Raw genomic sequence first — 26,065 nt, 5'->3', positions numbered from 1 at the left:
CACCCCATGCTACGCGCGGGAGACCAGCTTGATGGAGGGCGAATCTACCTCATCGGTATCGAGCTCCAGGATGAGCTGGTTATTGCTATTTACGGTGTAGATAAAATCATTATCCGAGGTAATGAGGTTGCGCAGCAGGTTATCGGCCCACACGGAACTGCCTTCGCAGTCCTCATCGGTGTCGTCGTATTTGACCTCATCGAAGTGCAGCTTGTTGCCATCGCGAATATTCTCGCGCTCGTCATCGGTGGTGTAGGTCAGCCGGGCCGCAAGGCGGGTGCAGCCGGTGGTGCCCACCAAGGTGGATTCGCCGAAGCTAAATTCCGGCGCGTGAGGAATCGACTCTGGGATGGTGGATGCTGCATCCGGCGCGGTGTTGATGGAGACGACCTGCCACTGCTTGTCCACGATCCGGTCATCACCGGCGGGCCGCGGGGCATCGTCCTCGGAACCGCAGGCAGCAAGCAGCGTGACGGCACCCAGTGTGGCCACGGCTGCGGCATGCTTGCCGATGCCTTTGTTCATAGCGGGTGTACCCGCACCGGCCGCTCCGGCCGTGCGTACGCGGGGGAGGGAAGGAGGCATTAGGAGTCCTTTCCGTGTGGGTTGGGAGCTTGCGAGGCGGTTTCGGTCCGGACAGCGCGCAGGCAGCCCAAAAACGACTGCGACCACAGCTGCACATCGTGGCTTATGACCTGTTTGTGCATGGTGAGCATGCGCTGGGTCATGGTGGAGGGGGCATCGGAAAGCGCGCGCACGGCGTTGAGTAGCGCGCGTTTGACGGACTCGATATCAAAAGGATTGCACAGGTAGGCCTCATCCAGCTCCGCGGCGGCGCCGGCGAATTCCGAGAGCACCAGGGCGCCAGAACCGTCATCATGGCAGGCCACGAACTCCTTGGCCACGAGGTTCATGCCGTCTTTAAAGGGCGTGACCAGCATGATATCGGCCATGCGGTAGTAGCAGCGCAGCACGTCCTTGGGCACGCCGCGGTGCTGGTAGTGCACCACGGGGTGGCCCATGCGGGAAAAGCGGCCATTGATGCGGCCGACGGCCTCTTCCACCTGGGAGCGGGTGGCCTTGTAGTGGTCGAGGCGCTCACGCGAGGGCGTGGCCAGCTGCACCAAGGTGACCTCTTCCGGATCCAGGGCGCCGGTTTCCAAGAGCTCCTCGAAGGCGGTCAGGCGCTGCAGGATGCCCTTGGTGTAATCGAGGCGATCCACGCCCAAAATGATGCGCTTGGGGCTGCCCAAATCCTTGCGCAATTGGGCCACGCGGCGTTTATCCTCGTCGCTAAACTGGCCGAAATCCTGCGCGGCGATGGAAATGGGGAACGCGCCCACGCCCACGGTGCGGCCACCGGGGAGGCGGATATGGGCGGTGACATCGCGGGTGGTGGCCTCGCCACGCACCTCGAGGCCCTGGCGGCGGGCCAATTCCAAGAAATTGCGGGCATTGGCCTCCAAGTGGAAGCCGATCAGGTCTGCCCCCAAGATGCCGCGCACCGTTTCCTCCCGCCAAGGCAGCTGCCGGAAAAGATCGGGGGAGGGGAACGGGATGTGCAGGAAGAACCCAATGGTGAGATCGGGGCGCATTTGCCGCAGGATGCCCGGTAATAATTGCAGCTGATAGTCCTGCACCCAGACCGTCGCGCCTTCTGCGGCCACGTGGGCTACCTCGTCCGCGAAGCGGAGGTTGACCTCGCGGTAGGCATCCCACCAGTCGCGGTCATAGGTCGGGGTGACGATGAGATCGTGGTAGAGCGGCCACAGCGTGGCATTGGAAAAGCCTTCGTAAAAGGCCTCAAAGTCGGACTCGCTAAGCCTGACCGGGTGCAATAACACCCCGGCCTCGGTGCGGAAGGGCTCGGGCGCGGCATCGGCAACGCCGGGCCACCCCACCCAGCAGCCCTGGTGCGCTTCCAGCACCGGTGAGAGCGCGGTGACCAGACCGCCAGGCGAGGGCGTCCACTCCTGACTGCCATCGGCCGCGGTAGTTAAATCTACCGGCAGGCGGTTTGCCACTACTACGAAGTCATTGCCGCGCTCACTCATAGTCCAAGACTAGCTTAAGACTCCTTGGTCGACTTCTTTGTTGCTTTCTTTGTCGACTTCTTGGTGGACTTTTTGGCCGCTTTGGTGGTCTTCTTCGTCGACTTTTTAGTGGACTTCTTCGATGCCTTGGACGTCGACTTCTTGGTGGCCTTCTTCGTGGATTTCTTCGGCGCGGTATCGGCTTGTTCCGCCAGCACCTTCTTGTGCACCAAGCCCTTGGGCTCGACACCCAGCATGGACATCAAGGTCACGCCATCCAAGAAATCTTGGGAGTAGGTGGCCACCACGCGGCGGGCGGCGCGGGCGGTTTCCTCTGCCAGGGCAATATCTTGTTCTGCCTGTGGGTGCGTGTCTTGGACCTTGGGTGGCACGGCGAGTCCTCCTGAATGTTGGGAAAGCTATCAGGCTAAATATTGTACGCTACCGGCGGCGTTTAGGGCTCCTCGGGTTCCTCCCCGTCGGGCTTGGTGTGATCGGATTCCTCCGGCGCGGGTGATTTCTGGCCGGGCACCGTATAGGTGGTGCGCTCAGTTTCTTGCGGCTGGGCCGGCCACTGGGAATCTGCCGGCCACAAATCTTCCGCCGGAGTGGTCCCCGGCGCGTGCTGCTGAGCCTGCGCGTGTTGCGGTGGCTTTGGCCCCAGCGTGGGCGGCAATTCGGGGCGGTTGACGCGTGGGGCAAAGGGGGACATCGGCACGCGCGGGATGCGCGGGGCCTTGCGAGCCAGGTGAGTTGCCTTGTGGAAGGAGAACCGGCCGATGCGCTTGAAGGCGGAGTACGGGCGGAAGTACTTCGGGCGGCGCAGGCGGCGCGCGACGCGCTCGCCAAAAACGACGCCGGCTGCTAGCGCGCCGGAGATGGCCAGCGCGGTAGCCAGGTTGGTAAAGCCGGTAATCATCTGCTCGTTGATGGAGGCATACATGCCGCGGTACAGCATGAGGCCTGGCAGCATGGGCGTATAGCCCACGATCATCGTAATGAGCGGCGGGATGCCCCACCGGCGCGACATCAAACCGCCGGCTAGGCCCACCACGATGGCGGATAGGCCCGAGGCAATCACCGGGCCGACGCCGAAGGGCACGACCACGAAGTAGTAGAAGACCATACCGGCGGCCGCCGTGAGGCCTGAGAGGGTAATTTCTATCCAATTAGCACCGCAGGCCAGCGCGAAGGCGGCCGAACCCGTGCCGCCGAGCAGCACCAAGAGGGGAATCTTGTGATAGACCGGCGGCGCCAAGGTACCCATTGGGGGCAGGTCAAAGCCCATGGCGGAGGCCAGCTGGATGCCCACACCCACGCCGGCGATGATCGCGCCCGTTGATAACAGCGCGGAGAAAAAACGCGCGGAAGAGGTTACGGGGGAGCGGGTGATGCCATCGACAAGCGATTGCACCAACGTCAGCCCCGCCACCAGCACGATGATTCCGGACGCAATAATCTGCGCCGGCGACATGCTAATGCCAAAGGCGGCGGCTACGTTATACAAAATCGCGGCTGGGAAGACGGCCAAGAAGCCGCCGACGACGTTTTGATAAAAGGGCGGCAGGCGGTAATTGGCCAACCAATCATTAAGCCCCATAATCAGCGCGGAAACCACGAAGGCAACGAGGCCGACGAGGAGATCGCCGCCGAGCATCATGGAAATCAGGCCACCCATGCCGCCCCAGCCAAGCATCACCGTGGACGGCTTATAGGGCGCTGGCATGCGGTCGATGTCATCCAGGCGCTTTTCCGCCATGGCGGGCGGCACCCTACCGGAGTGGATATCGCGGATGAGGCGGTCTACTTCCGAAAGCTTGGAAAAGTTCACGCCCACATCCGGCACCACGCGAAATACGTGGAGGTTCTGGCGTTTATCGCCCGTGCCAATCGCGGTGTGGATGGTGATGGTATTCATCAAAATATCCACGTGGCAGTAGTGCAGGCCATACGACGACGCCGCCAGGTGGACCTGCGCGCGGGCATCCGAGTTGGCGGATCCTGCGCTAATGAGCAGCTCGCCGATGCGCGCGGCAATCTCCATCACGCCCGTGACCTGGGCGGCATCGGTCAGATCGACCGGGGCGAGTGGCGATGGTGGGGGTGCGGCTTTGGCCGCGTCAATGATGGCGACTTGGCCTGCAGATGCGCGCAGGCGCTCCCGCATAGCGGACAGTAGTGACACGAAAATAACCCTCGAAAAAGCGGTGGGACACTAGTAATAATTTCAGCCTGAACTCTAACCCTTGTGGGGCGCAAATGCATACAAGGGGGACCAGCTTTCCACTTGGGCGAGGTCCTCGGGTACCATGCAACGAGCGGAAGAAATTCCGCGGTGCTGGAGTGGCGCAATTGGTAGCGCAACGCACTTGTAATGCGTAGGTTGCGAGTTCAAGTCTCGTCTCCAGCTCAAAAACTACCCCCTAGCTGCGCAAACAGTTAGGGGGTAAAAGTTTACAAGTCAGCCAGGTGGCTATTTACCCGCTACTTTGCGCAGACAGCGCCCCAGACTTCGGGTTATCGCGGAAGCACCAGGCGGTTAGTACCGCGAAGATGAAGGTGGTGCAGGCAAGCCCGCCGACGGTGAGGAAATACGCGGAATCATACGCCGCCGCGGCGGTGTCGTGCGTGGCGGGTGATAGGAGTGCGTCGGTGCCTTGCGGGGCGAGGGCATCGGGAAGCTTGTGCGTCATCAGTAGCGGCACGAGGGAGCCGGTTATGGCGATGGAAAGCAGCGTGCCGAATTCGTAGGAGACGGCTTCCACGCCAGAGGCCATGCCCGCCCGGTGGGACGGGGCGGCATTGATGATGGCGGTGGAAGAAACAGACATCGAGGAGCCAGCACCTAAGCCGGTAAGGATGAGGCCGGTAATAAATACCGCGAGGTTATCGGCGCGGTCGGCCCAGATGATGCCCAGCATGCCGATGGACATGCTCAGGAAACCGCCGCTGATGATGGGCAAAAAGCCCACGCGGTGCAAGATGGTGCCGCCCACAATGGCGGTGGGGATGGCCGCAACCGCCATGGCGGAGATGAAAAGGCCGGCGTCGAGGGGCGAGAGGGCATCGACAAGCTGGAGCTTTTGGGTGGTAAGCAGTTCAAGCCCCGTAAGGCCAAACATGGCGCCACCGGCGGTAAGCACGCCGCCGGTAAAAGTGGGTGAGTGGAAGATGTCAAAGGTCAAAAGCGGATCATTAAGCCGGCTTTGCCGGTGGGCAAAGGCTGCGGCGCCGAGTAAGAAAGCGGCAATGGAACAGACCAGCAGCGCGACATTGATCTGGGTGGCCGCCGCCGTCTTAATAGCTAGGACCAGGCTGGTCAGGGTGATAAGCGCATAGAACGAGGAGGGGAAATCCCAGTGCTTGTGCGGATTCGGCAGGTTGGGTGGGCCAAGGAGGAAGGTAAGGATGATGGCGAGGGCCACGATGGGCACGTTGATCAAAAAGACGGAGCCCCACCAGAAATGCTCTAGGAGGAATCCGCCCACGGTGGGCCCAGCGGCAGCGCCCACGACGGCGACAGAACTCCAGATACCGATGGCTTTATTGCGCTCTACCTCATTGGGGAAGGTCAGGCGGATAAGCGCCAGGGTAGAAGGCAGCATGATGGCAGCGCCCAAGCCCAATAAAGCCCGGCCGGCGATGAGCAACCAGGCATTGGGCGAATAAGCCGCAACGAGGGAGGCGGTGCCAAAGGTGGCCAGGCCAATGAGGAACATCAGGCGGTGGCCAATGCGATCGCCCAACGTGCCGGTACCGAGGAGCAAGCCCGATAAAACCAGCGTATAGGCATTGATGATCCACAATTGCTGCATGTCTGTCGCGTGCAGCTGCTGCGTTAGCTGAGGCAGTGCCGTATAAAGGATGGAATTATCCAGGCCCACCATGAGCAGCCCCAAGGACACCACGGCAAAGAAGGACCACCGCTGTGCTGGGGTGGAGGGCGCCGCGGCCGCGCGGTGCGGGGGCTTAGTGGCAGTATCAGGTGACTCGATGCTCATCGCTAGAAACCGTAGCGAATCAGTGTGTGATAATTCAGGTTAGTATTGCCTTCCTCACAGATAGGCCGGTGGTGTGAGTATGCAGGAATTGCTGGACTTTCCTGCACGTTTAGTAGCACAGTGGTACTAGAACAGTTAAAGAGTTAAGGATGATGTTTAATGGCACGCAATTACGCAGAACAACTTGTTGAGACGCTAGAAAAGCAGGGCGTCGAGCACATCTATGGCCTCGTGGGAGACTCCCTCAACCCGATCGTGGACGCGGTGCGCCGCTCCTCCATCGAGTGGATCCACGTGCGCAATGAGGAAGCAGCGGCCTTTGCCGCCGAGGCGGACTCGCTGACCACCGGCAAGCTGGCCGTTTGCGCGGCCTCCTGTGGCCCGGGCAATACCCACCTCATCCAGGGCCTTTATGATGCCAACCGCAATGGCGCCAAGGTGCTGGCCCTGGCATCGCACATTCCTTCCCGCCAGATTGGTTCCCACTTCTTCCAGGAAACGCACCCAGAGCAGATCTTCCAGGAGTGCTCCGGTTACTGCGAAATGGTCATGTCCGGTGACCAGGGCGGGGTAGTGCTCCACCACGCCATCCAGTCCACCATGGCCGGCAACGGCGTGTCCGTGCTGGTTATCCCTGGCGACGTTTCTACCGAAGAGGTTGATGATGACACCTTCGTAGAATCCAAGATCTCCTCCGGCCGCCCCGTGGTCTACCCGGACCCGGCCGAGGCCGCAGCGCTGACCCAGGCCATCAATGAAGCCGAGTCCGTCGCCTTCTTTGTCGGCGCCGGCGCGAAAAATGCCCGTGAGCAGGTGCTGCAGCTGGCGGAAAAGGTCAAGGCCCCCATCGGTCACGCGCTCGGCGGCAAGATGTACATCCAGTACGATAACCCGTTTGACGTGGGCATGTCCGGCCTTTTGGGTTACGGCGCCGCGCATGAGGCCACCCATGAGGCAGACCTGCTGATCCTCTTGGGCACGGACTTCCCATATAACGACTTCCTGCCTAAGGGCAATGTGGCACAGGTGGATATCAACGGTGCCCATATCGGCCGCCGCACCAAGATCTCCTACCCCGTGACCGGTGACGTTGCCGCCACCATCGACAACATCCTGCCGCACGTGGAGGAGAAGAAGGACCGCTCCTTCTTGGATAAGATGCTGAAGAAGCACTACGACAAGCTGGAGCACGTCGTGGAGGCTTATACCTCCAACGTGGAAAAGCACACCCCGATCCACCCCGAGTACATTGCGGATCTCATTGACCAAGAGGCCGACGATGACGCCATCTTCACCGTCGATACCGGCATGTGCAACGTTTGGGGCGCGCGCTACATCACCCCGAATGGCAAGCGCGAGCAGATCGGCTCCTTCCGCCACGGCACCATGGCAAACGCCCTGCCGCAGGCCATCGGCGCGCAGCAGGCTAATCCTGGCCGCCAAGTCATTACCTTCTCTGGCGACGGCGGGCTGTCCATGCTCATGGGCGAGCTGCTGACGGTCAAGCTGCACCAGCTGCCGGTCAAGATGTTCGTGTTCAATAACTCCTCGCTGGGCATGGTCAAGCTGGAGATGCTGGTAGGCGGCATCCCAGAGCACGAGACCGACCACGAGTCCGTGGACTTTTCCAAGATCGCAGAAGCCGCCGGCATCAAGACCTTCCGAATCGAGGATCCGAAGCAGGCTCCGAAGCAGATCAAGAAGGCCTTGGCTTATAACGGCCCTGCGCTTATCGATGTCGTCACTGACCCCAACGCCCTGTCCCTGCCACCGACGCTGACCTTCGATCAGCTCCTGGGCTTCTCCAAGGCCGCTACCCGCACCGTCTTCGGCGGCGGCGTGGGCTCCATGCTGTCCATGGCCAAGTCCAACCTGCGCAATATCCCGCGCCCGCAGGACTTCTAAGCTATAACTGCCAAATAGCGCGCTAGCCACGCTTCCTTTTTCTTACCGCGGATTCCGTTCCACGGTTGGGAAGGGGAAGCGTGGCTTTTTTGCTTTCACAGGTTTCAGTCAGAAACTTATCAGTAGGCTAGAAACTGGGTTTGCCATGATGGTTTAGTGAAGCTTGCACGCACGCAGGTGTGCAGATGACAGGAAGTAATAGGAGCTACAGGACGCATGGAAGACAATAAACTTGCCAAAGTCCTCGTCGTTGATGACGAGCCGAATATCGTGGAGCTTTTGACGGTATCGTTGAAGTTCCAAAATTTTGAGGTCTACAGCGCCAACTCGGGCAATGAGGCCCTGCGCGTGGCGCGCGAGGTCAACCCGGATGCCTACATTTTGGACGTCATGATGCCGGGGATGGACGGTTTTGAGCTCTTGGGCAAGCTGCGCCAGGAAGGCCTGGATGGCCCAGTGCTGTACCTGACCGCCAAGGACGGCGTGGATCAGCGCATTCACGGCCTGACCATCGGCGCAGATGATTACGTCACCAAACCCTTTAGCCTCGAAGAGGTCATCACCCGCCTGCGCGTGATCATGCGCCGCGGCGGTGCCGCCGAGGAGTCTTCTAACGACGCCACCATGAGCTATGCCGATCTGACCTTGAATGACGATACCCACGAGGTCACCAAGGGCGGCGAGCTCATTGAGCTTTCTCCCACGGAATTCAACCTCCTGCGCTACCTCATGCAAAACAAGGAAGTGGTGCTCTCCAAGTCCAAGATCCTGGACAACGTCTGGCACTATGACTTCGGCGGCGATGGCAACGTCGTGGAATCCTATATTTCTTACCTGCGCCGCAAGATCGATACCGGCGATACGCAGCTTATCCACACCGTGCGCGGCGTTGGCTATGTGCTGCGCACCCCGCGATCCTAAACTGACGTTTTATAATGGCAGATTCACAGGAGAACCCCGCTGCGGGAAGGACCGCGCAGTCCCAGCCCCAGCAGCCGCAGCAGCCGCCAAAGAAGTGGCATGAGCAGCTGGATCAGCTGCCACAGCAGGGGCAGGGAAAGAAAAAGAAGCGCTCCAAGCGCGACTACATCAAGCAGATTCCGCAGGCGATGCCCCTGCGCACCTGGCTTGTGGTTCTCCTCGTGGTCATCTCCGGCCTCGGGTTGACGGGTTCGTCCTTTGCCGTGAACTCGATCATGCGCAACGTGCTGTATAACAACGTCGATAGCGAACTGCGCTCAGCGTCGTCTTCCTGGGCACGCGATGTGGGCAATGACTTCTTTTTAGGTGATCACACCAAGCGCCCGCCCACGGAATACGTGGTGCTCAATTACCTTCCGGATGGCACCATTCGCTATTCGGGGCCCACGTCCACCACCCCGGACGTGGAGGGCGTTCCCTTGGGCGGGTACCCCACGACGGTGGGCTCGATTGAAAATAACACCAAGTGGCGCGCGCTGGCCTTTGCGGATTCCAATGGCGTTATCACCGTCATTGCCAAGGACATGACCCATGAAAAGGAGATCCTGCACGGCCTTGCCATGGTGCAGGTATCCATTGCAGCGATTGCCTTGGCAGCCATGGCCGGCGTGGGCTTCTGGTTTATCCGTAGGGCGTTGCGGCCGCTGCGGGTGGTGGAATCGACGGCATCGGAAATCGCGGCCGGCGATCTGGACAAGCGCGTGCCTGAATGGCCGCTGCATACGGAGGTTGGCCAATTGGCCGCCGCGCTCAATATCATGCTGGGCCACCTGCAGCGCTCGGTCGTTACGGCGCAGGAAAAAGAGGAACAGATGCGCCGCTTTGTCGGCGATGCCTCCCACGAACTGCGCACCCCGCTGACCAGCCTGCGCGGTTACACGGAGCTCTATCGCTCCGGGGCGACAAACGATGTCGATCTGGTCTTTTCCAAGATCGATAAGGAATCCAAGCGCATGTCGCTGCTGGTAGAGGATCTGCTTGCGCTTACCCGCGCGGAAGGAACGCGTCTAGACCTGCGGCCGGTGGACCTTCTGGAACTTTCCCTTTCGGTGGGATCGTCCGCGCGCGCTGCCTTCCCCGAGCGCGAGGTCAAGGTGGTCAATAATGCGCAGTCCATCCCCGTGGTCAATGGCGATGCAGACCGCCTCCACCAAGTTCTGCTCAACTTGATTACCAATGGGCTGCGCCACGGCGGCGAGGATGCCACGGTCACCCTGCAGTTGCGCCGCGACAACAAGGACATCCTTGTGGATGTCATCGATGACGGCAAGGGAATGTCGTCCGAGGACGCCGCCCACATCTTCGAGCGCTTCTACCGCGCGGATTCCTCGCGCACGCGCGATACCGGCGGATCCGGTTTGGGCCTTGCCATCGTGCATTCCTTGGTGGAACAGCACGGCGGCAGCATCAGCGTGGACTCCAAGTTGGGCCAGGGCACCACCTTTACGGTGCGCCTGCCCGCGCTGGAGGAACCAGAGGATTAGTCCTCGCGGTAGCCATCCTCGTTGGTGCCTAGGTGCTGGCGGATGCGCGCGGCCGCCTCATCCATGGCGGCATCGTCGGTGTCCTCGGCGGCATAGGCCTTGGAAAAGTCGTACTCTTCCATCTTCTCGGTGGGGAAGAGGTGGATGTGGGTGTGCGGCACATCGAAGCCGGCGATGACGTAACCGGTGCGCGGGGTGTCGTACGCGTTCTTGATGGCCTCACCGATTTCCAGGGCCACCTCGTTCAGGTGCGCCCAGGTCTGCGGATCCAGGTCGGTCCACTTATCCACTTCCTCTACGGGCACGACCAGGGTGTGGCCGTAGCGCAGCGGCTCGATGGAGAGAAATGCCACGCAGGTCTTATCGCGGTAGACAAAGCGGGCGGGTAGGTCACCAGTGATGATTTTGCTAAATACAGAAGCCATAGCTGCCAGGCTACCCCCAGCTATGATAGTGGGCATGCGCATTCTCGTAATTGGCTCGGGCGGCCGTGAACACGCCCTCGTGAAAGGACTGCACGCTGATCCACAGGCTACGGAGATCCACGTCGCGCCCGGCAGCGCGGCCATGGAACCGCTGGCTACCCTGCACCCGGAATACTCCCAGGTAGATGATCCAGAACGCATGGTGGAACTGGCCCGGGAGATCGCTGCCGAGCTCGTGGTCATCGGCCCTGAGGTGCCGCTGGTCGCCGGCGTGGCGGATGCGCTGCGCGCAGCAGGCATCGCCGTCTTTGGGCCGAATAAGGACGCGGCCCAAATTGAAGGCTCCAAGGCCTTTGCCAAGGAAGTCATGGAAGCCGCTGGGGTCAAGACGGCCCGCGCGGAGCAGCTGCGCCCAGGCGCTAGCGATACCGATATTGAGGCCGCGCTGGATAATTTTGGCCCGCAGTTCGTGGTCAAAGATGATGGGCTGGCAGGTGGCAAGGGCGTGGTAGTCACCGGCGAGCGCGCCGCCGCCCGCGCGCATGTAGATGCGGTCTTAGGCGCCGGCAATCCGGTGCTCTTGGAATCGTTCCTCGACGGCCCCGAGGTATCGCTATTTTGCCTTGTCGATGGCGAGACCGTCGTGCCGCTGTTGCCCGCCCAGGACCACAAGCGCGCCTACGATAACGACGAAGGCCCCAATACCGGCGGCATGGGCGCGTACACACCGCTGCCGTGGCTGGGCAAGGACGACGTGCAGCGCATCGTCGACGAGGTATGTACCCCGGTTGCCAAGGAAATGGTGCGCCGCGGCACCCCCTATTCCGGCCTGCTCTATGCCGGGCTAGCTTGGGGCGACGAGGGCCCAGCGGTGGTGGAATTTAACTGTCGCTTTGGTGACCCAGAAACCCAAGCGGTGCTCTCGCTCCTACAGTCCCCGCTGGCGCAAGCGCTCAACGCCACTGCCACCGGCACGCTGGCAGAACTCGAGCCCCTTCAGTGGGAAGATGGCTATGCCATCACCGTGGTCATGGCAGCCGAGGGATACCCCGCCTCGCCCCGCAAGGGCGATGCCATCACGGGCGAGGGCCTCGAGGATCCAGAGCGCGTGCTGCACGCCGGCACGAAACGCTCCAATGGGGTATTCCAAAGCAATGGTGGCCGCGTGCTCAACGTGCTGGGCAAGGGAGACACGCTAGATGCCGCGCGCGAGAATGCCTACGCCACCGCCCAGGGAATTGAGTTTGCGGGCGGGTTTGTCCGGAGGGACATCGGCAAGCGCGCAGCAGCCGGGGAAATTTCTATCTAGCAAGTAGCCACGGGGGAGGGCAGGCATGGAATAATAAGCCACGTGGCTGAGAAGAAGAATATCCCCAATGTCCTGTCCTCCCGTTATGCTTCTGCAGAGCTTGCCAATATCTGGAGCGCGGAGCATAAAATCATCCTCGAGCGCAAGCTGTGGATCGCCGTGATGCACGCCCAGAAGAACTTGGGCGTGGACATCCCAGCCAAGGCCATTAGCGCGTACGAAGCCGTGATCGAGGACGTAAACCTCGAATCGATTGCTGAGCGCGAGCGCGTCACCCGCCACGATGTGAAGGCACGCATCGAAGAATTCAATGCGCTGGCCGGCTACGAGCACATCCACAAGGGCATGACCAGCCGCGATCTCACCGAGAACGTGGAGCAGCTGCAGATCCACACCTCGCTGGAAATCATCCGGGATAAGGCCATCGCCGTGGTCTCGCGCATCGGCCGTCACGCCGCCGAGTACCAATCCCTAGTTATGGCTGGGCGCTCGCACAACGTGGCCGCGCAGGCCACCACGCTGGGCAAGCGCTTTGCCACCGCCGGCGATGAAATGCTGCTGGCCATCGAGCGCGTGGAAGACCTGCTTTCGCACTACCCGCTGCGCGGCATCAAGGGCCCCATGGGCACCTCGCAGGACATGCTCGATCTCATGGGCGGTTCCGAGGATAAGCTCGCCTCCCTAGAGACCAATATCGCGGATTACCTGGGCTTTCGCCGCATCTTCAACTCCGTGGGCCAGGTGTACCCGCGCTCGCTGGATTTCGATGCCATCTCTTGCCTCGTCTCCCTGGGCACCGCCCCGGCATCGCTGGCCACCACCATCCGCCTGATGGCCGGCAACGAGACCGTCACCGAGGGCTTCAAGGAAGGCCAGGTCGGCTCGTCCGCCATGCCGCACAAGATGAACGCCCGCTCCTGCGAGCGCGTGACCGGCCTGCAGGTCATCCTGCGCGGCTACCTCACCATGGCCGCAGACCTCGCCGGCAGCCAGTGGAACGAGGGCGATGTCTCCTGCTCGGTGGTGCGACGCGTTGCGCTTCCCGATGCCTTCTTTGCCATCGACGGCCAATTCGAAACCTTCCTCACCGTTCTCGATGAATTCGGCGCCTTCCCCGCCATGATCGACCGCGAGCTGGAGCGCTACCTGCCCTTCCTCGCCACCACCCGCATCCTCATGGCTGCGGTGCGCGCCGGGGTGGGCCGCGAGACCGCCCACGAGGTGATCAAGGAAAACGCTGTGGCCGTGGCGCTGAATATGCGCGAAAATGGCGGCAACCAGGACCTGGTCCAGCGCCTCGCCGCAGACGACCGCCTGCCCATGGACGAGGCCGAGCTCGAAAGGGTCCTCGAGGATAAGCACGCCTTCATCGGCGCCGCCGAATCCCAGGTCTCGCAGGTCCTGAACCGCATCAAGTCCCTCGTGGGCGAGCACCCGAAGGCCGCTGCCTATACGCCGGGCGAAATCCTCTAGCGTTGTGCGCGGGCTTACGTGCCCGCGCACGCCCGCGCACGCCCGCGCGTTATGATGAGGACCATGCGTCCTGAGCTTTCTTCTTATACCCATGTAGCCTCCGGTAAGGTCCGCGATATTTACGATGTGGATGACACCACCCTGCTGATGGTGGTCTCTGACCGCATCTCCGCCTACGACTTTGCCTTGGAACCGGCCATCCCGGACAAGGGCCGGGTCCTCACGGCCACCTCGAAGTTCTTCTTTGATGCCATCGATTTTCCCAACCACCTCGCCGGACCGCTCGATGATGAGCGCATTCCGGAAGAGTGCTTGGGTCGCGCCATGGTGGTCAAGAAACTAGACATGTTGCCCTTTGAGTGCGTGGCGCGCGGTTTCCTTACCGGTTCCGGTTTAAAGGAATACCAGGCCGACGGCACAGTGTGCGGCATCGAGCTGCCCGCCGGCTTGGTGGAGGCCTCCCGCTTGCCCGAGCCCATTTTCACCCCAGCCACGAAGGCTGAGCAGGGCGATCATGATGAGAACGTTTCTTTCGAACACGTGGCAGACAAGCTTGGCCGCGAGCGCGCCGAGGAACTGCGCGCGGCTACCTTGCGCATTTACGCCAAGGCCGCCCAGCTTGCGGAAGAGAAGGGCATAATCTTGGCCGATACCAAATTCGAGTTCGGCCTCGATGCGGATGGCACGCTTGTGCTTGCCGATGAAGTCCTCACCCCCGATTCCTCCCGCTACTGGCCCGCTGATTCCTACGTGGAAGGCGAGGTCCAGCCCTCCTTTGATAAGCAGTATGTGCGCGATTGGCTAACTTCTGATGCCTCCGGCTGGGATAAGTCCTCTGAGACCACCCCGCCCGCGCTTCCCGATGACGTCGTTTCCGCCACCCGCCTGCGCTACATCGAGGCCTACGAAAAGCTATCGGGTGAGCGCTTCGCGGACTTCCTCGCGCCTCGTTCCTAGCCAGTCGGGCCCGTCTAGGGCGGACTGGGCAACCGCGCGGTAGCTGGTTGCCCACGGCTGTTTCCCGCCGCTGTTGCCTGCCGCTGGGGCATAACCGGTGACGCGTACAGTGGTAGGGCATGAGTGATGAAAAGACGACCGCACCGGTAGCCCCAGTCCACCCCGTAAAGCGTGAATTTCACGGCCGCGAATTCGTGGATAATTACGAGTGGCTGCGCGATAAGCAATCGCAGGAAACCCTGGATTACCTCAACGCCGAAAATGATTACACCGCGGCGCATACCGGGCACTTGGATGCGATGACGGAAAATATCTTCCAAGAGATTAAATCCCGCATTAAACAAACCGATATGTCCGTGCCAGCGCGCCGCGGCAAGTACTGGTACTACGGCCGCTCTGAAGAGGGCAAGAACTACGGCTATTCTTGCCGCATCCCGGTAGAAGAGGGCAGCGATCCCTGGACCGCACCGGTGATTCCGGAAGAAGGCAGCCCAGAAGGCGAAGAGATTATCCTGGACGCCAATGCCCTGGCAGAGGGAAAGGATTTCTTCGCCCTTGGTGCGGCCTCCATTTCAGATTCCGGCCGCTACCTGGCCTATTCCGTGGACTTTGCCGGCGACGAGCGCTTTGAGCTGTCCATTAAGGACCTCGACACGGGAGAGCTTCTAGAAGATCACCTCACGGGCATTTTCTATGGCGCTACCTGGGCGGGCGACGGCTACATCTTTTACTCCACGGTGGATGATGCTTGGCGCCCGGATGCGGTGTGGCGCCATAAGGTAGGCACCGAGCAGTCCGCGGATGTGCGCGTCTTCCACGAGGCGGATGAGCACTTTAACGTGGGCATCGGCAGTGCTCGGTCCGATAAATACCTTTTCATCGGGGTAGGCTCGAAGATTACCTCGGAAGCCTGGGTGCTGGATACGGATAACCCCGAAGGCGAATTCCGCCCGCTGTGGAAGCGCGAGACCGGCGTGGACTATGACGTAGACCATGCCGTAGTGGGCGGCGAAGACTACTGGATTGTCACCCACAACGCCACCGGCCCGAACTTCGCGGTGGGCTATGCCAAAGTGGATGCGGAACTTCCCGCCCTGCGCGATCTGCCGGAGCTTCTGGTATACGATGACACCACCCGCATCGAAGGCGTGGATACCTACCGCGACCACATGGTGGTGGGCTACCGTCGCGGTGGCATAGGCCGGGCCGCCATCATGCGCGTTGGCGATGACTTTGGGGAATTCGAAGAACTCAACTTCAACGAGGAACTCTTTACCGTCACCGTGGACGGGAACCCGGAATGGGACGCGCCGGTAGTCCGCGTGAATTACGTGTCTTATATTCAGCCCGCGCAGCTTTTCGATTACCGCGTGGATACCGGCGAGTACACGCTGTTAAAAGAACAAGAAGTCCCCGGTGGCTATGATCCGGATGATTACGTGGCCTACCGCATCTGGTCGACCTCCAACGATGGCACCAAGATCCCAGTCTCTGTGGTGCACCGTTCCGACTTGGACCGCACCAAGCCCAACCCGACGCTGTTGTATGGCTACGGATCCTACGAGGCCAGCATGGACCCGTACTTCTCCGCGACCCGGCTATCGCTCATGGACCGCGGCATGATTTATGCGGTTGCCCACGTGCGCGGCGGCGGCGAGATGGGACGTAAGTGGTACGACGACGGCAAGATGCTGCAGAAGAAAAACACCTTCACCGATTTCATCGCGGTGGCCGATGATCTTATCGAGCGCCGCGTGACCACCTCGGACCAAATGGTGGCCGAAGGCGGGTCTGCCGGCGGCATGCTTATGGGCGCCGTGGCGAATATGGCCCCTGACCGCTTTACCGCCATCCAAGCCGTCGTCCCCTTCGTGGATCCGCTGACCTCGATGCTCATGCCGGAGCTTCCCCTTACCGTTCCCGAGTGGGAAGAGTGGGGCGATCCGTACCACGATCCGGAATACTACGACTACATGAAGTCTTACTCGCCCTACGAGAATGTGGAGGCCAAGGACTATCCGGACATCTTGGCTATTACCTCGCTGAACGATACCCGCGTGCTGTACGTAGAACCGGCAAAGTGGATCGCTCAGCTGCGCGCTACCGCCACCGGCGGCGAGTTCCTGCTCAAGACGGAGATGGCCGCCGGGCACGGGGGTGTATCCGGCCGCTACGATAAGTGGCGCCAAAACGCCTTCGAATACGCCTGGACCATAAATAAGGCCACCGGCCTGACGGAGTAATACCGCAACGAAGTCGTGTGCTGGCGGGCACCCTGGCCAGCGTTCTGGCCAGCGCGCGGATTTGGCGGTATTGTGCGATAATTTGAGCTATGACTAGCCACCTTCTGGTTTCTATCTCCAGTATTTTTGAGGACACTCGGAAGCAGGCTACAAGCTTCCTGTCGGTTCTGGACCGGGAGGAAATCCCCGTCTCCCTGCTCATCGCCCCGCATATTGATGGCAATTGGCACCTGGCCAAGGATAAGGACACCCAACAGTGGCTCAAGGATCAAGCGGCCGCTGGCCGTCCGCTTATCCTCAATGGTTTTGACCAAGCAGTGCAAGGCCGCCGCGCGGAGTTTGCCAACCTCAATTCGCACGAGGCGAAGCTGCGCTTAGCCGGTGCGACCCGGCAGATGGCGCAGATTGGTTTCGAACCCACCATCTTCGCGCCCCCGCGCTGGCGCATGTCTCCCGGAACTTTGCAGGTCCTGCCCAAATTCCCCTTTGAAGCGGCGGCTTCTACCCGTGGCATCCTGGAGGTGCCGACCGGCAAATTCCACCAAGCCCGCAACCTTTCTTTTGGTGAGGGCTTCGGTTCTGCCAAGTGGTGGCGCAAAAACATCATCCGCGCGGCAGAGCGCTCCGCCCAGCGCGGCAATACCGTGCGCCTTTCCATCTCCGCCCGCAACCTGGATGACCGCAAGGTCATTAAGGACTTTGTAAAGGCTGCTCGCCGCGCCCTCGACGCGGGCGCTACTCCCGCTGATTACAGTATTTACCTGCCGCGTTAGTTCGGTTGACGCCTTATAGTAGATCACATGAAACGAACAGATGAACTAACAACGCAACAGGCGGCAGACTTTCTGAATGTCTCTCGGCCGCGTGTCATCGAGCTCATGGATGAGGGAACCTTGAAGGGGCATACAGAAGGCGCCTACCGCCATCTGTATGCCTCCAGCGTGCAGGACTTTAAACGCCAGAGAGACCTTAAGCAGCGTGCTGCGGCTGACGAGCTCGCAGTGCTCTCTGACGAGATGGGCCTGTACGAGTAAGCGGAGCCTACTTATTCAGGCGAGTGATGAAATCCTTCGCCTGCTGCGGGAGCATGCCCCAGATGCCAGCGGGGATGATCTTCTGCAGGTTGCCGGTGGCCGCCATGAAGCCGGGGATGGCGAGCAGGCCACCTAGGATGGCGAAGCCGATAATGGCGCCGGTGCCAAGTGAGCTAGAGCCGAACCCGAAGCCTGGGCCATCGGTATTGTCGTCTTGGTTGGCATCGTTGCCCTGATCGCCGTCGTCGGTGGATTCATCCTCACCCAGGGTGAAACCGACCTTGACAGGGTCGTGGTCGGAGGCGCGGAACGGGGAGTCGTCGTAGAAATCCACGGCGTTGTAGTTGCGGCGGGAGTACTCAAAGGCAACGGGTTCGTCGGCGTTGATGTTCCACACTTGGGCATCGTCAAGCGCGCCCGAAGCAACCTCATTGGCTAGGACGTGGTCCAAGGTGCCGAGCAGGCCGCCGAACTGGTAGGAGGTATCGGCGCCGTACTTTTCCGCAGGCACGGTGAAGCCATCGTTGCGGAAGACATCGAGCGCGGTTTCGTGGGTGTAGGTATTGAAATCACCCAGGGCGAAAAGCGGCTTATCCTTCCAATCGTCCTGCTTGTGCAGGGCATCGAGCACGGCCTGGGCCTGGGCATTGCGGACGTTGGGGTTATTGCCCTGGCCATCGCCGGAATCCTCATCGCCCTTGGCCACCGAGCCCTTGGACTTGAAGTGGTTGGCCACGGCGACGAAGGACTCGTCATCGCTATTGAGCGGCTGGAATTCTTGGGCCAGCGGCTCGCGGGCGGTGCCGGAAAAGCGCGGATCCTGGAAGATGCGGGATTCGCCTACGGGCTTGACCACGTCCTTGTGGTAGATGAACGCGGTGCGGATAACATCGGGGTGCTCAGGGACTTGCTCCTTGGACGGGGAGGGAACGAATGCCCACTTCTCGGTGCCCGCGGCCTCGTTGAGTTTTTCGGTCAGGCGTTTCAGCGCCTTATCGCGCTGGCCAAAGTCCCCAGTTACGGCGTAGCCATCTTCGATTTCGGAAAGGCCAATGACATCGGCATCCAGGCCATTGATGGCGGCGACGATCTTGCGCTCTTGGTCCTTTAACGCGGATTCGGTATAGGCGCCGCGGGTCTTGCCGCGGTTGACGGTGACCTTATTGCCCGCGCGGTCGGTATAGGCGCTGCCACCGAATTCCTCACCCAGGGAGGTGAAGTAATTCAGCACGTTAAAGGCGCCGATGGTGTATTCGCCCTTGACGTCATCGACGGCGTGCAGCTCCGCATCGCGGGATTCTTCCCAGGAAATCGGGAGATCGGCGCCGGCGGTATCACCGGTGACTGGCTCGGTGGGCTGGAAGCGCCACTGTTCGTGGGAGTAGCCCACGATGACCGGGTGCTGGAATTCGACGGTATCGGTGGTGCGCAGGGACTTGATGGTCTTGCCGTCATCTTGGGCGATATAGGGCAGCGGGGTGTCCTTATCGGTCCTCAAATAATCGCGGGTGCGGCCATCATCCAAGGTGACGAGCTTTTCTGCATTATCCTTGGCCAGTTTTTGCAGCTCGGAATCGGGCTCGGTGGAAGGGGAGTGGACATCGGAAGGCTGGCGGAAGGCCTCATCGCCTGGGGCAAGGCCGACCTCGCCGTACTGGTTGAGCGAGTAGTTATTGGTCACGGTGTGCGCGCCGGGCTGGATGAGCATGTGCTCAAAGGGCTCGCGGGCGCCGTCGCCTTGCGGAAGCTCGTCCACCGCGAGCGGGGTGACCTCTTCCAACGGAGTATCGAGCTGCTTAAGGGCAGAAGCGGTGACCTGGGTGGCGCCGTAGTACTCGGATACCTGGCCGGTGACCTCTACGGAATCGCCGATGCTCGGGTATTTATCGGAGCCCTTTTTGCCCATGTGGACAAATAGCGCCTGGGAGGCATCGGTGGCTTCTTGGCCGGTGCCGCCGGTTTGGATGGTAAAGCCGTTCAGGCCACCCTCGCTCCACACGCCGGTGACAACGCCCTGGGTAGCAACGTTCTTGCCCTCGAGTGGGGAGGCATCGCCGGTGCCTTGGATTTCAGCAATCGGGGTAATGCCCTCGGGCGCGGGAAGGTTCTCGGAATCACCGGAACCGCCCGAGTCACCCGAGCCACCCGGTTGCGGGGCCGGGGACTCGTTGCCAGAGTTGGTAGGAGACGGCGCACCGATGGTGAAGTCCGCGGAGTTGTCATCGGTATCGGTGCCCGCCGCGTTGCGGGAGGCAGAAATGTCATTGGACAGCGCGCCGGTGGCAGCGCCTTCAAACTTGGAGGCGGCGCCGTAACCTACGAGGTCGATGGTGTTACCGGTGGCATCGGCAAGCTGCACCGAGCCCTTCGTGCCGGACATATTTACTTTGCCTTCCGCATCCGGGGTGGGAAGCGCCTGGGCCTGGCCATTGCCGGCGGCAGCCTGTACCAGGTAGTAACCGTGGGCAGCGATGGTGCCGGACAGCGTTATCTTGCCGCCGCTATTGCCGTTGGAGGCAAAGTACTCCACGGACCAGCCGGTGAGATCGATTGCGGCATCGGTGGGGTTATAAAGCTCGATGAAATCATTGGAAAAGCTCGAACCCTTGTTTCCGCCACCGCCGTAGACCTCAGAGATGACCGCGGTGGAATTATCCGGGGCGGCCAAGGCGGTAGGCACCGCAATGGATAGGGAGAGGGTGGAGAAACCGGCAGCGAGGGCTACTCTGCCAAGGCGGCGAAGAGCCATAGAAGTCACCTTAATCATAGAAAAAGTTGTCATGGACGCCTTTTATTTTTACTCGCTGAACAATCGGTGTACCCGGGACGGCAATGGGCGGGTTTCGCGCGAGCAGGCGGTGAAACCTGGGTGCCGCGCAAAATTCGTTTTCCTGTTGGTGGTAATTTACGCGGAGTTTGCTTTACCGGGGTGAAAACCCTGCAGTGGGGGTATATCTAGGGATTGGGCGGGGGTATGACTACACTGAATCGGGCAGACCTAAGCCCCATACAGTAAGGCAAAAATTTCATGGCTCGTGTAGTTGTCAATGTCATGCCCAAGGCGGAAATTCTGGATCCGCAGGGCCAAGCTGTCGTCCGCGCATTGGGTCGCATCGGAGTATCCGGTGTCAGCGATGTGCGCCAAGGAAAGCGCTTCGAACTCGAGGTAGATGATTCCGTTACCGCAGAGGAACTGGATAAGGTGGCAGAAACGCTGCTGGCTAATACCGTCATCGAGGACTACGAGGTTACGCAGCTGGAGGTCAAGTAAGTGACCGCAAAAATCGGAGTAATCACCTTCCCCGGCACCTTGGATGATGTGGATGCCGCCCGCGCAGCCCGCACCGCCGGCGCCGGGGTCATTAACCTCTGGCACGCAGATGCTGATCTGCACAGCGTGGACGCGGTAGTCGTGCCGGGCGGTTTTTCCTATGGTGACTACCTGCGCTCGGGCGCTATTTCGGCGCTCGCCCCCGTCATGCGCAGCGTCATCGACCGCGCCAAGGCGGGAATGCCGGTGCTCGGCATTTGCAATGGTTTCCAAATCTTGACTGAAGCAGGCCTCTTACCGGGCGCATTGACCCGGAATAAGGGCCTGCATTTTCATTGCACCGATACTTACCTGGAGGTGGAGCACTCCACCACGGCCTGGACCAGCGAGTTTGAAAAGGGCCAAAAGATTTTGGTGCCCGCCAAGCACGGTGAGGGCCGCTTCCAAGCAGGCGATGACGATATCGCTCGCATCGAGGGCGAAGGCCGCGTGGTCTTCCGCTATACCGATAATTACAACGGCTCCATCAATGGCATTGCTGGGGTAAGCGATGAGACCGGCCGGATTGTGGGCCTCATGCCGCACCCCGAGCACGCCATTGACCCGCTGACCGGCCCATCCACCGACGGATTGGGACTATTCGTATCCGCCATCAAGGCCGTCGCGGAAGCGCCGGCGGTTTAAGGAGGCCACCTACATGACCGTTTCTAATGACACCGTAGACAAGGCGCAGTCCACCCCGGATGAGCAGCAGCCGTACGTTGAGCTCGGCCTGAAGGATGACGAATACCAGCGCATCCACGATATTCTGGGCCGGCGCCCCACCGACGCGGAGCTGACCATGTACTCCGTGATGTGGTCCGAGCACTGCTCCTATAAGTCTTCCAAGACGCACCTGCGCTACTTTGGTGAGACCATGACGGAGGAGATGGGGGAGAAGATCCTCGCCGGCATTGGTGAAAACGCCGGCGTGGTGGACATCGGCGATGGCAATGCGGTGACCTTCCGCGTGGAATCGCACAACCACCCCTCCTACGTGGAGCCCTACCAGGGCGCGGCCACCGGCGTGGGCGGCATCGTCCGCGACATCATGGCCATGGGGGCGCGCCCGATTGCCGTGATGGATCAGCTGCGCTTTGGGCCTGCCGATGCCCCCGATACCAAGCGCGTGCTACCCGGCGTCGTCTCCGGCGTGGGCGGCTACGGCAACTCCTTGGGCCTGCCCAATATTGGCGGAGAAACCGTCTTTGATGAAACCTATGCGGGAAACTCGCTGGTCAATGCCCTGTGTGTGGGCACGCTCAAGGTCGATGACCTCAAGCTCGCCTTCGCCTCCGGCACTGGCAATAAGGTCATGCTCTTCGGTTCCCGCACCGGCCTGGATGGCATCGGCGGCGTATCCGTACTGGCCTCCGATACCTTTGAAGACGGCGCGGAGCGCAAGCTTCCTGCCGTGCAGGTGGGCGACCCCTTCGCGGAAAAGGTGCTTATCGAATGCTGCCTGGACCTCTACCACGCCGGTGTTGTGGTGGGCATCCAGGACTTGGGCGGTGCCGGCCTGGCGTGTGCCACCTCTGAGCTGGCCGCGTCCGGCGATGGCGGCATGGAGGTCAACCTCGATGCCGTGCCGCTGCGCGCGGAAAACATGACCGCCGCGGAAATCCTCGCCTCCGAGTCCCAGGAGCGCATGTGCGCCGTCGTGGCACCGGAAAACGTGGAGAAGTTCCGCGAAATCTGTGAGCACTGGGAGGTCACCTGTGCCGAAATCGGTGAGGTTAGTGAGGGTGACCACCTGGTCATTCGCCACCAGGGCGAGGTCGTGGTCGATGCGCCGGCTGGCACCATCGCGGATGAAGCGCCGGTGTACGAGCGCCCTTACGCCCGCCCCGAGTGGCAGGATGAGCTGCAGAAATACCAGGGCACGGACAAGCGCGGCCTGGTGGAATCCCTGCAGAAGCTCGTCTCTTCGCCCTCGCTGTGCTCGCGCGATTTCATCATGAACCAGTATGACCGCTACGTGCGCGGCAATACCGTCCAGTCCCACCACGCGGACGCGGGAGTGCTGCGCATCGATGAGGAAACCGGCCGCGGCGTCGCCGTTTCCGCCGATGCTTCTGGCCGCTACACCAAGCTGGATCCGAACATGGGCGCGCGCCTGGCCCTGGCAGAGGCCTACCGCAACGTCGCGGTCACCGGCGCCAAGCCCGTTGCGATTACCAACTGCCTGAATTACGGCTCGCCGGAAAACCCGGACGTGATGTGGCAGTTCCGCGAATCCGTACATGGGCTTGCCGATGCCGCCGTTGAACTTTCTATCCCCGTCTCCGGCGGCAACGTCTCCTTCTACAACCAGACCGGCTCCGAGCCCATCCTGCCCACCCCGGTCGTGGGCGTGCTCGGCGTTATCGATGATGTGCACAAGGCCATTGGCAATAACCTGGGCACCGTCAATGAGAAGGAAGTCCTCATCGCCTTGGGTGAGACCAAGGATGAGTTCGGCGGTTCCATCTGGCAGCTGGTCAGCGCCGAGGGCGCCGATAAGGACAACCTCAATGGCCTGCCGCCGCAGGTGGACATGGCCAATGAGAAGCGCCTTGCGGACTTCTTCCACGGCAACGATTTGCTCACCGCCGCGCACGATGTCTCCGAGGGCGGCCTGGCCGTCGCCGCCTTTGAAATGGCGAAGCGCGCTGGTGCGCTTGCCGATGCCGCCGGCCTCGGCCTCGACCTTGATCTCGCCGCCGTGCACGAGGACGCCTTCACCGCGGCCTTCTCCGAGTCCGCTTCCCGCGCGCTCGTGGCCACCACCGCTGACCGCGCCGATAAGGTGCTCGCCCGTGCGGCAGAGCTCGGCATCCCCGCGGCCATCGTGGGCGAGACCACCGAAACCGGTGCCCTTACCCTGGGCGGCGAATCCGTGGCCATCTCCCAGCTGGTTGAGGCATGGTCTGCCACCTTGCCTGACCTCTTCGGTCACGCCGTGGGTGCCAACTCCGTTGTGGAGTAAGCCAGCCCCTGTCACCGCTTAGCTCAAGCCCGGCTTTGGCCGGGCTTGAGGAGCATTTAGACTATCTTCGGTGATCGGGGCCGTTGCCCAATGAGCATCGCCCTTTCTCTCTGTCTCGAATCGAAATTTTTATATTAGGAGTCCCATGAGCGCGCATTCCCGCCATCAAGCCTCCGCGCCCGCATCAACAGTGCTGCGGTGGTACCACCATGGTATTGGGCTGGTGTTTGGCCTCGTGGTTGCCGTAATTTCCGCCGGAAAACTGAATTACGGTGACTGGGGTGCGCTATGGATTGCTGGATTGCTCGTCCGCGATGGAAATCGGGAGTATTTATATAGAATTGATGAACGCGATTTTGCATTGCCACGTGGTGATGTGTGGTTAGATACCATCGCCCACTCTGATGTCACTGAATTCCCGCACCCTTATGTTCACGTCCCCTTTCTCGCGGATGTGATGAGCTTGGTCGTGCGAGTCATGAGTTTTGATGTTTCCGTGATATTGCTCGCGATTGCTTCCGGTTGGGCGTTGGTGGTGCTGATAGTCTCCGCCTGGTTCTTGTGGTTTGAAGAAGAGATACCGACCATGGCCTTGCTTTTTGGAATCGTCTTGGGCTGGGCATCGATAGCTTTTCAATCATCGTTGTTTCTTGGCCAGACGAGCCCGCTGATTTTTGCGGGAGTTGCATACGGCCTTGCTGCTGCTCGCGTGCACCCAGTGCGCGCGGGAATTGCACTAGGGCTTGTATCTGCAGTGAAGCTAACCCCCATTATTCTCGTGCTCATCTGCGTGGTTTTCCCGCGGGCGCGCAAAACGGGATTGGTAGCACTCGGGACAGGAGCCGTTGCTGTACTCTACTCAATCGTCGTTTCTGGCTGGGACGTATTTACCTCTTGGTGGGATACCCTTCAGGACATCAAGGCGGCAATAATGGTCGCTCCTGTCAACGGATCGATTGCTTCCCAGCTCAGCACCAACCGCGTTGAAGATGAAAGCATTCTTGTCACTATCGTTCATGATCCTTCACTGGCTGCCAGCCTTATTCCGCCTTTTGTAGCCCTGGCATTGATTGCGCTGGTTATTATTACCGCTTTGCGGTCACAGGAGCCGTGGCGCATTGCTGCCGTCGGCATCTTTACGGTTCTTACGGCTACCTCCAATATCTTGTGGGACCATTACGTCTTGTGCGCCGTATTGCCACTGCTGGGCGTTCTGGCCCGCGGGCAGAATCGCATCATTTATGTTGTGCCGGTCTTGGGTCTCTTCTCATTCCCACCGCTGGCCAAGGCAGATTCTGATATGTGGTTGTCGTGGTCCTCGTTGATCGTCTTGGTGGGCTTCGTCATCGCACTGTGTATCGCGGAGCTAAGCCGGAAGGACGCCTTGCCTCTGCGGGACCGCCGCCTTTCCTTCAAAAAGGCGAGTTAGTAGGCGGCTTTTCTCCGCTAAAGCCGCCACCACGCCTCTCCGGAAACCGAGGACTTGAAGATCGCTGCCCGGCTGCTATCCGCCCGATGATGGTGGCACCCACTCAGTGATGGTGTATGTCCGCGGCGGTCAGGCGGTGCTGAATGCGCTTGCCGATGCCGCCGGCCTCGGCCTCGATCTCTCCGCCGTGGACGAGGATGCCTCCATCGCGGCCATCGTGGGTGAGACTTCTGAAACCGAGGCGCTTTCCTTAGGCAGCGAATCCGTGGCCATCTCCCAGCTGGTTGAGGCATGGTTCTCCACCTTGCGTGAGCTCTTCGGCTACGCCGTCGTGGGCGCTAATTCTGTTGTGGGGTAAGCCGGCCTCTAGCATCGCCTAGCTCAAGCCTGGCTTTAAGCCGGGCTTTTTGCTTTCAAGCCTGTGCAACGTAGGTACTCAATCCGTCTTTACTTGTATCCCTCTGGTTGATACAAGTAAAGAAAGAGGCCAAGGGTAGAGGGGTTCGGTGCCGA

The 26,065-nt window shown here is 60.8% G+C and carries 21 protein-coding genes and 1 tRNA gene; 15 read left to right on the top strand and 7 right to left on the bottom strand.

Translation table 11 applies throughout. The features are described 5' to 3' along the window. Positions 1-9: 9 nt before the first annotated feature. The 4 genes from ACLI1T_RS09700 to thrE all read right to left on the bottom strand — a co-directional run bounded on the left by ACLI1T_RS09700 (position 10) and on the right by thrE (position 4,218). Positions 10-585, bottom strand: a complete 576-nt coding sequence (locus tag ACLI1T_RS09700; protein WP_411702535.1) for a hypothetical protein — start codon at positions 583-585, stop codon at positions 10-12. Then, positions 585-2,054, bottom strand: coding sequence for a trehalose-6-phosphate synthase (locus ACLI1T_RS09695; protein WP_411702534.1), 1,470 nt, complete (start codon positions 2,052-2,054; stop codon positions 585-587). The genes ACLI1T_RS09700 and ACLI1T_RS09695 overlap by 1 nt, the downstream gene beginning before the upstream one ends. A 14-nt stretch (positions 2,055-2,068) precedes the next feature. Beyond that, on the bottom strand, positions 2,069-2,425 hold the full coding sequence (locus ACLI1T_RS09690) for a hypothetical protein (protein WP_411702533.1): 357 nt from the start codon (positions 2,423-2,425) through the stop codon (positions 2,069-2,071). Between the two features lie 62 nt (positions 2,426-2,487). Beyond that, the gene (gene thrE, locus ACLI1T_RS09685; protein WP_239268378.1) at positions 2,488-4,218 is read right to left on the bottom strand and encodes a threonine/serine exporter ThrE; all 1,731 of its coding nucleotides are present in this window, start codon (positions 4,216-4,218) and stop codon (positions 2,488-2,490) included. 152 nt (positions 4,219-4,370) lie between these two features. On the opposite strand from thrE, the gene ACLI1T_RS09680 reads away from it, so the two are divergent. After that, positions 4,371-4,443 (top strand) — tRNA-Thr (locus tag ACLI1T_RS09680). A 67-nt stretch (positions 4,444-4,510) separates the two neighbouring features. Here the strand turns inward: ACLI1T_RS09680 and ACLI1T_RS09675 are convergent. Beyond that, positions 4,511-6,034 carry an MFS transporter gene (locus ACLI1T_RS09675; RefSeq protein ID WP_411702532.1) on the bottom strand — a complete coding sequence of 508 codons (1,524 nt, stop codon included), beginning with the start codon at positions 6,032-6,034 and terminating at the stop codon, positions 4,511-4,513. Positions 6,035-6,193: 159 nt separating this feature from the next. On the opposite strand from ACLI1T_RS09675, the gene ACLI1T_RS09670 reads away from it, so the two are divergent. The 3 genes from ACLI1T_RS09670 to ACLI1T_RS09660 all read left to right on the top strand — a co-directional run bounded on the left by ACLI1T_RS09670 (position 6,194) and on the right by ACLI1T_RS09660 (position 10,404). Further along, complete coding sequence (locus ACLI1T_RS09670) at positions 6,194-7,939, top strand: pyruvate dehydrogenase (RefSeq protein WP_284771747.1); 1,746 nt, start codon at positions 6,194-6,196, stop codon at positions 7,937-7,939. 216 nt (positions 7,940-8,155) lie between these two features. Continuing rightward, positions 8,156-8,860 (top strand): response regulator transcription factor, encoded by a 705-nt coding sequence (locus tag ACLI1T_RS09665; protein ID WP_005279568.1) that lies wholly within the window; start codon positions 8,156-8,158, stop codon positions 8,858-8,860. Positions 8,861-8,874: 14 nt separating this feature from the next. Beyond that, entirely contained in the window at positions 8,875-10,404 is a 1,530-nt protein-coding gene (locus ACLI1T_RS09660) for a sensor histidine kinase (protein WP_023023874.1), read from the top strand. Here the strand turns inward: ACLI1T_RS09660 and ACLI1T_RS09655 are convergent. Continuing rightward, on the bottom strand, positions 10,401-10,829 hold the full coding sequence (locus ACLI1T_RS09655) for an HIT family protein (RefSeq protein ID WP_023023872.1): 429 nt from the start codon (positions 10,827-10,829) through the stop codon (positions 10,401-10,403). The genes ACLI1T_RS09660 and ACLI1T_RS09655 overlap by 4 nt on opposite strands. Positions 10,830-10,863: 34 nt before the next feature. Here ACLI1T_RS09655 and purD point away from each other — a divergent pair, with 34 nt between their 5' ends. The 6 genes from purD (at position 10,864) to ACLI1T_RS09625 (ending at position 17,845) form a co-directional block, all read left to right on the top strand. Next, a complete protein-coding gene (gene purD, locus ACLI1T_RS09650; RefSeq protein ID WP_411702531.1) occupies positions 10,864-12,138 on the top strand; it encodes a phosphoribosylamine--glycine ligase in 1,275 nt (424 codons plus the stop codon). 33 nt (positions 12,139-12,171) lie between these two features. Then, positions 12,172-13,611 (top strand): adenylosuccinate lyase, encoded by a 1,440-nt coding sequence (gene purB, locus ACLI1T_RS09645; RefSeq protein WP_411703315.1) that lies wholly within the window; start codon positions 12,172-12,174, stop codon positions 13,609-13,611. 63 nt (positions 13,612-13,674) lie between these two features. After that, positions 13,675-14,568 (top strand): phosphoribosylaminoimidazolesuccinocarboxamide synthase, encoded by an 894-nt coding sequence (locus ACLI1T_RS09640; RefSeq protein WP_284850204.1) that lies wholly within the window; start codon positions 13,675-13,677, stop codon positions 14,566-14,568. 119 nt (positions 14,569-14,687) lie between these two features. After that, the gene (locus tag ACLI1T_RS09635) at positions 14,688-16,811 is read left to right on the top strand and encodes a S9 family peptidase (RefSeq protein ID WP_411702530.1); all 2,124 of its coding nucleotides are present in this window, start codon (positions 14,688-14,690) and stop codon (positions 16,809-16,811) included. Between the two features lie 89 nt (positions 16,812-16,900). Further along, the gene (locus tag ACLI1T_RS09630; protein WP_005279578.1) at positions 16,901-17,584 is read left to right on the top strand and encodes a DUF2334 domain-containing protein; all 684 of its coding nucleotides are present in this window, start codon (positions 16,901-16,903) and stop codon (positions 17,582-17,584) included. Between the two features lie 27 nt (positions 17,585-17,611). Beyond that, positions 17,612-17,845, top strand: a complete 234-nt coding sequence (locus tag ACLI1T_RS09625) for a helix-turn-helix domain-containing protein (protein ID WP_023017938.1) — start codon at positions 17,612-17,614, stop codon at positions 17,843-17,845. Between the two features lie 7 nt (positions 17,846-17,852). Here ACLI1T_RS09625 and ACLI1T_RS09620 read toward each other — a convergent pair whose 3' ends face one another. Then, the gene (locus tag ACLI1T_RS09620) at positions 17,853-20,594 is read right to left on the bottom strand and encodes an ExeM/NucH family extracellular endonuclease (protein WP_411703314.1); all 2,742 of its coding nucleotides are present in this window, start codon (positions 20,592-20,594) and stop codon (positions 17,853-17,855) included. Between the two features lie 279 nt (positions 20,595-20,873). On the opposite strand from ACLI1T_RS09620, the gene purS reads away from it, so the two are divergent. From purS to ACLI1T_RS09595, 5 genes are all read left to right on the top strand, one after another. Further along, entirely contained in the window at positions 20,874-21,116 is a 243-nt protein-coding gene (purS, locus tag ACLI1T_RS09615; protein WP_005279580.1) for a phosphoribosylformylglycinamidine synthase subunit PurS, read from the top strand. Beyond that, a complete protein-coding gene (purQ, locus tag ACLI1T_RS09610) occupies positions 21,117-21,800 on the top strand; it encodes a phosphoribosylformylglycinamidine synthase subunit PurQ (RefSeq protein ID WP_411702529.1) in 684 nt (227 codons plus the stop codon). It abuts the gene before it with no gap. A gap of 13 nt (positions 21,801-21,813) precedes the next feature. Further along, the gene (gene purL / locus ACLI1T_RS09605; RefSeq protein ID WP_411702528.1) at positions 21,814-24,123 is read left to right on the top strand and encodes a phosphoribosylformylglycinamidine synthase subunit PurL; all 2,310 of its coding nucleotides are present in this window, start codon (positions 21,814-21,816) and stop codon (positions 24,121-24,123) included. Between the two features lie 145 nt (positions 24,124-24,268). Beyond that, positions 24,269-25,552 carry a glycosyltransferase family 87 protein gene (locus tag ACLI1T_RS09600; protein WP_411702527.1) on the top strand — a complete coding sequence of 428 codons (1,284 nt, stop codon included), beginning with the start codon at positions 24,269-24,271 and terminating at the stop codon, positions 25,550-25,552. 106 nt (positions 25,553-25,658) lie between these two features. Further along, positions 25,659-25,910 (top strand): hypothetical protein, encoded by a 252-nt coding sequence (locus ACLI1T_RS09595; protein WP_156904628.1) that lies wholly within the window; start codon positions 25,659-25,661, stop codon positions 25,908-25,910. The last annotated feature ends 155 nt before the right edge of the window (positions 25,911-26,065 follow it).

Origin of the sequence: Corynebacterium tuingiense, from assembly GCF_046718165.1 — a bacterium.
Classification (GTDB): domain Bacteria; phylum Actinomycetota; class Actinomycetes; order Mycobacteriales; family Mycobacteriaceae; genus Corynebacterium.
This window is presented reverse-complemented; position numbering and strand designations above follow the sequence as displayed.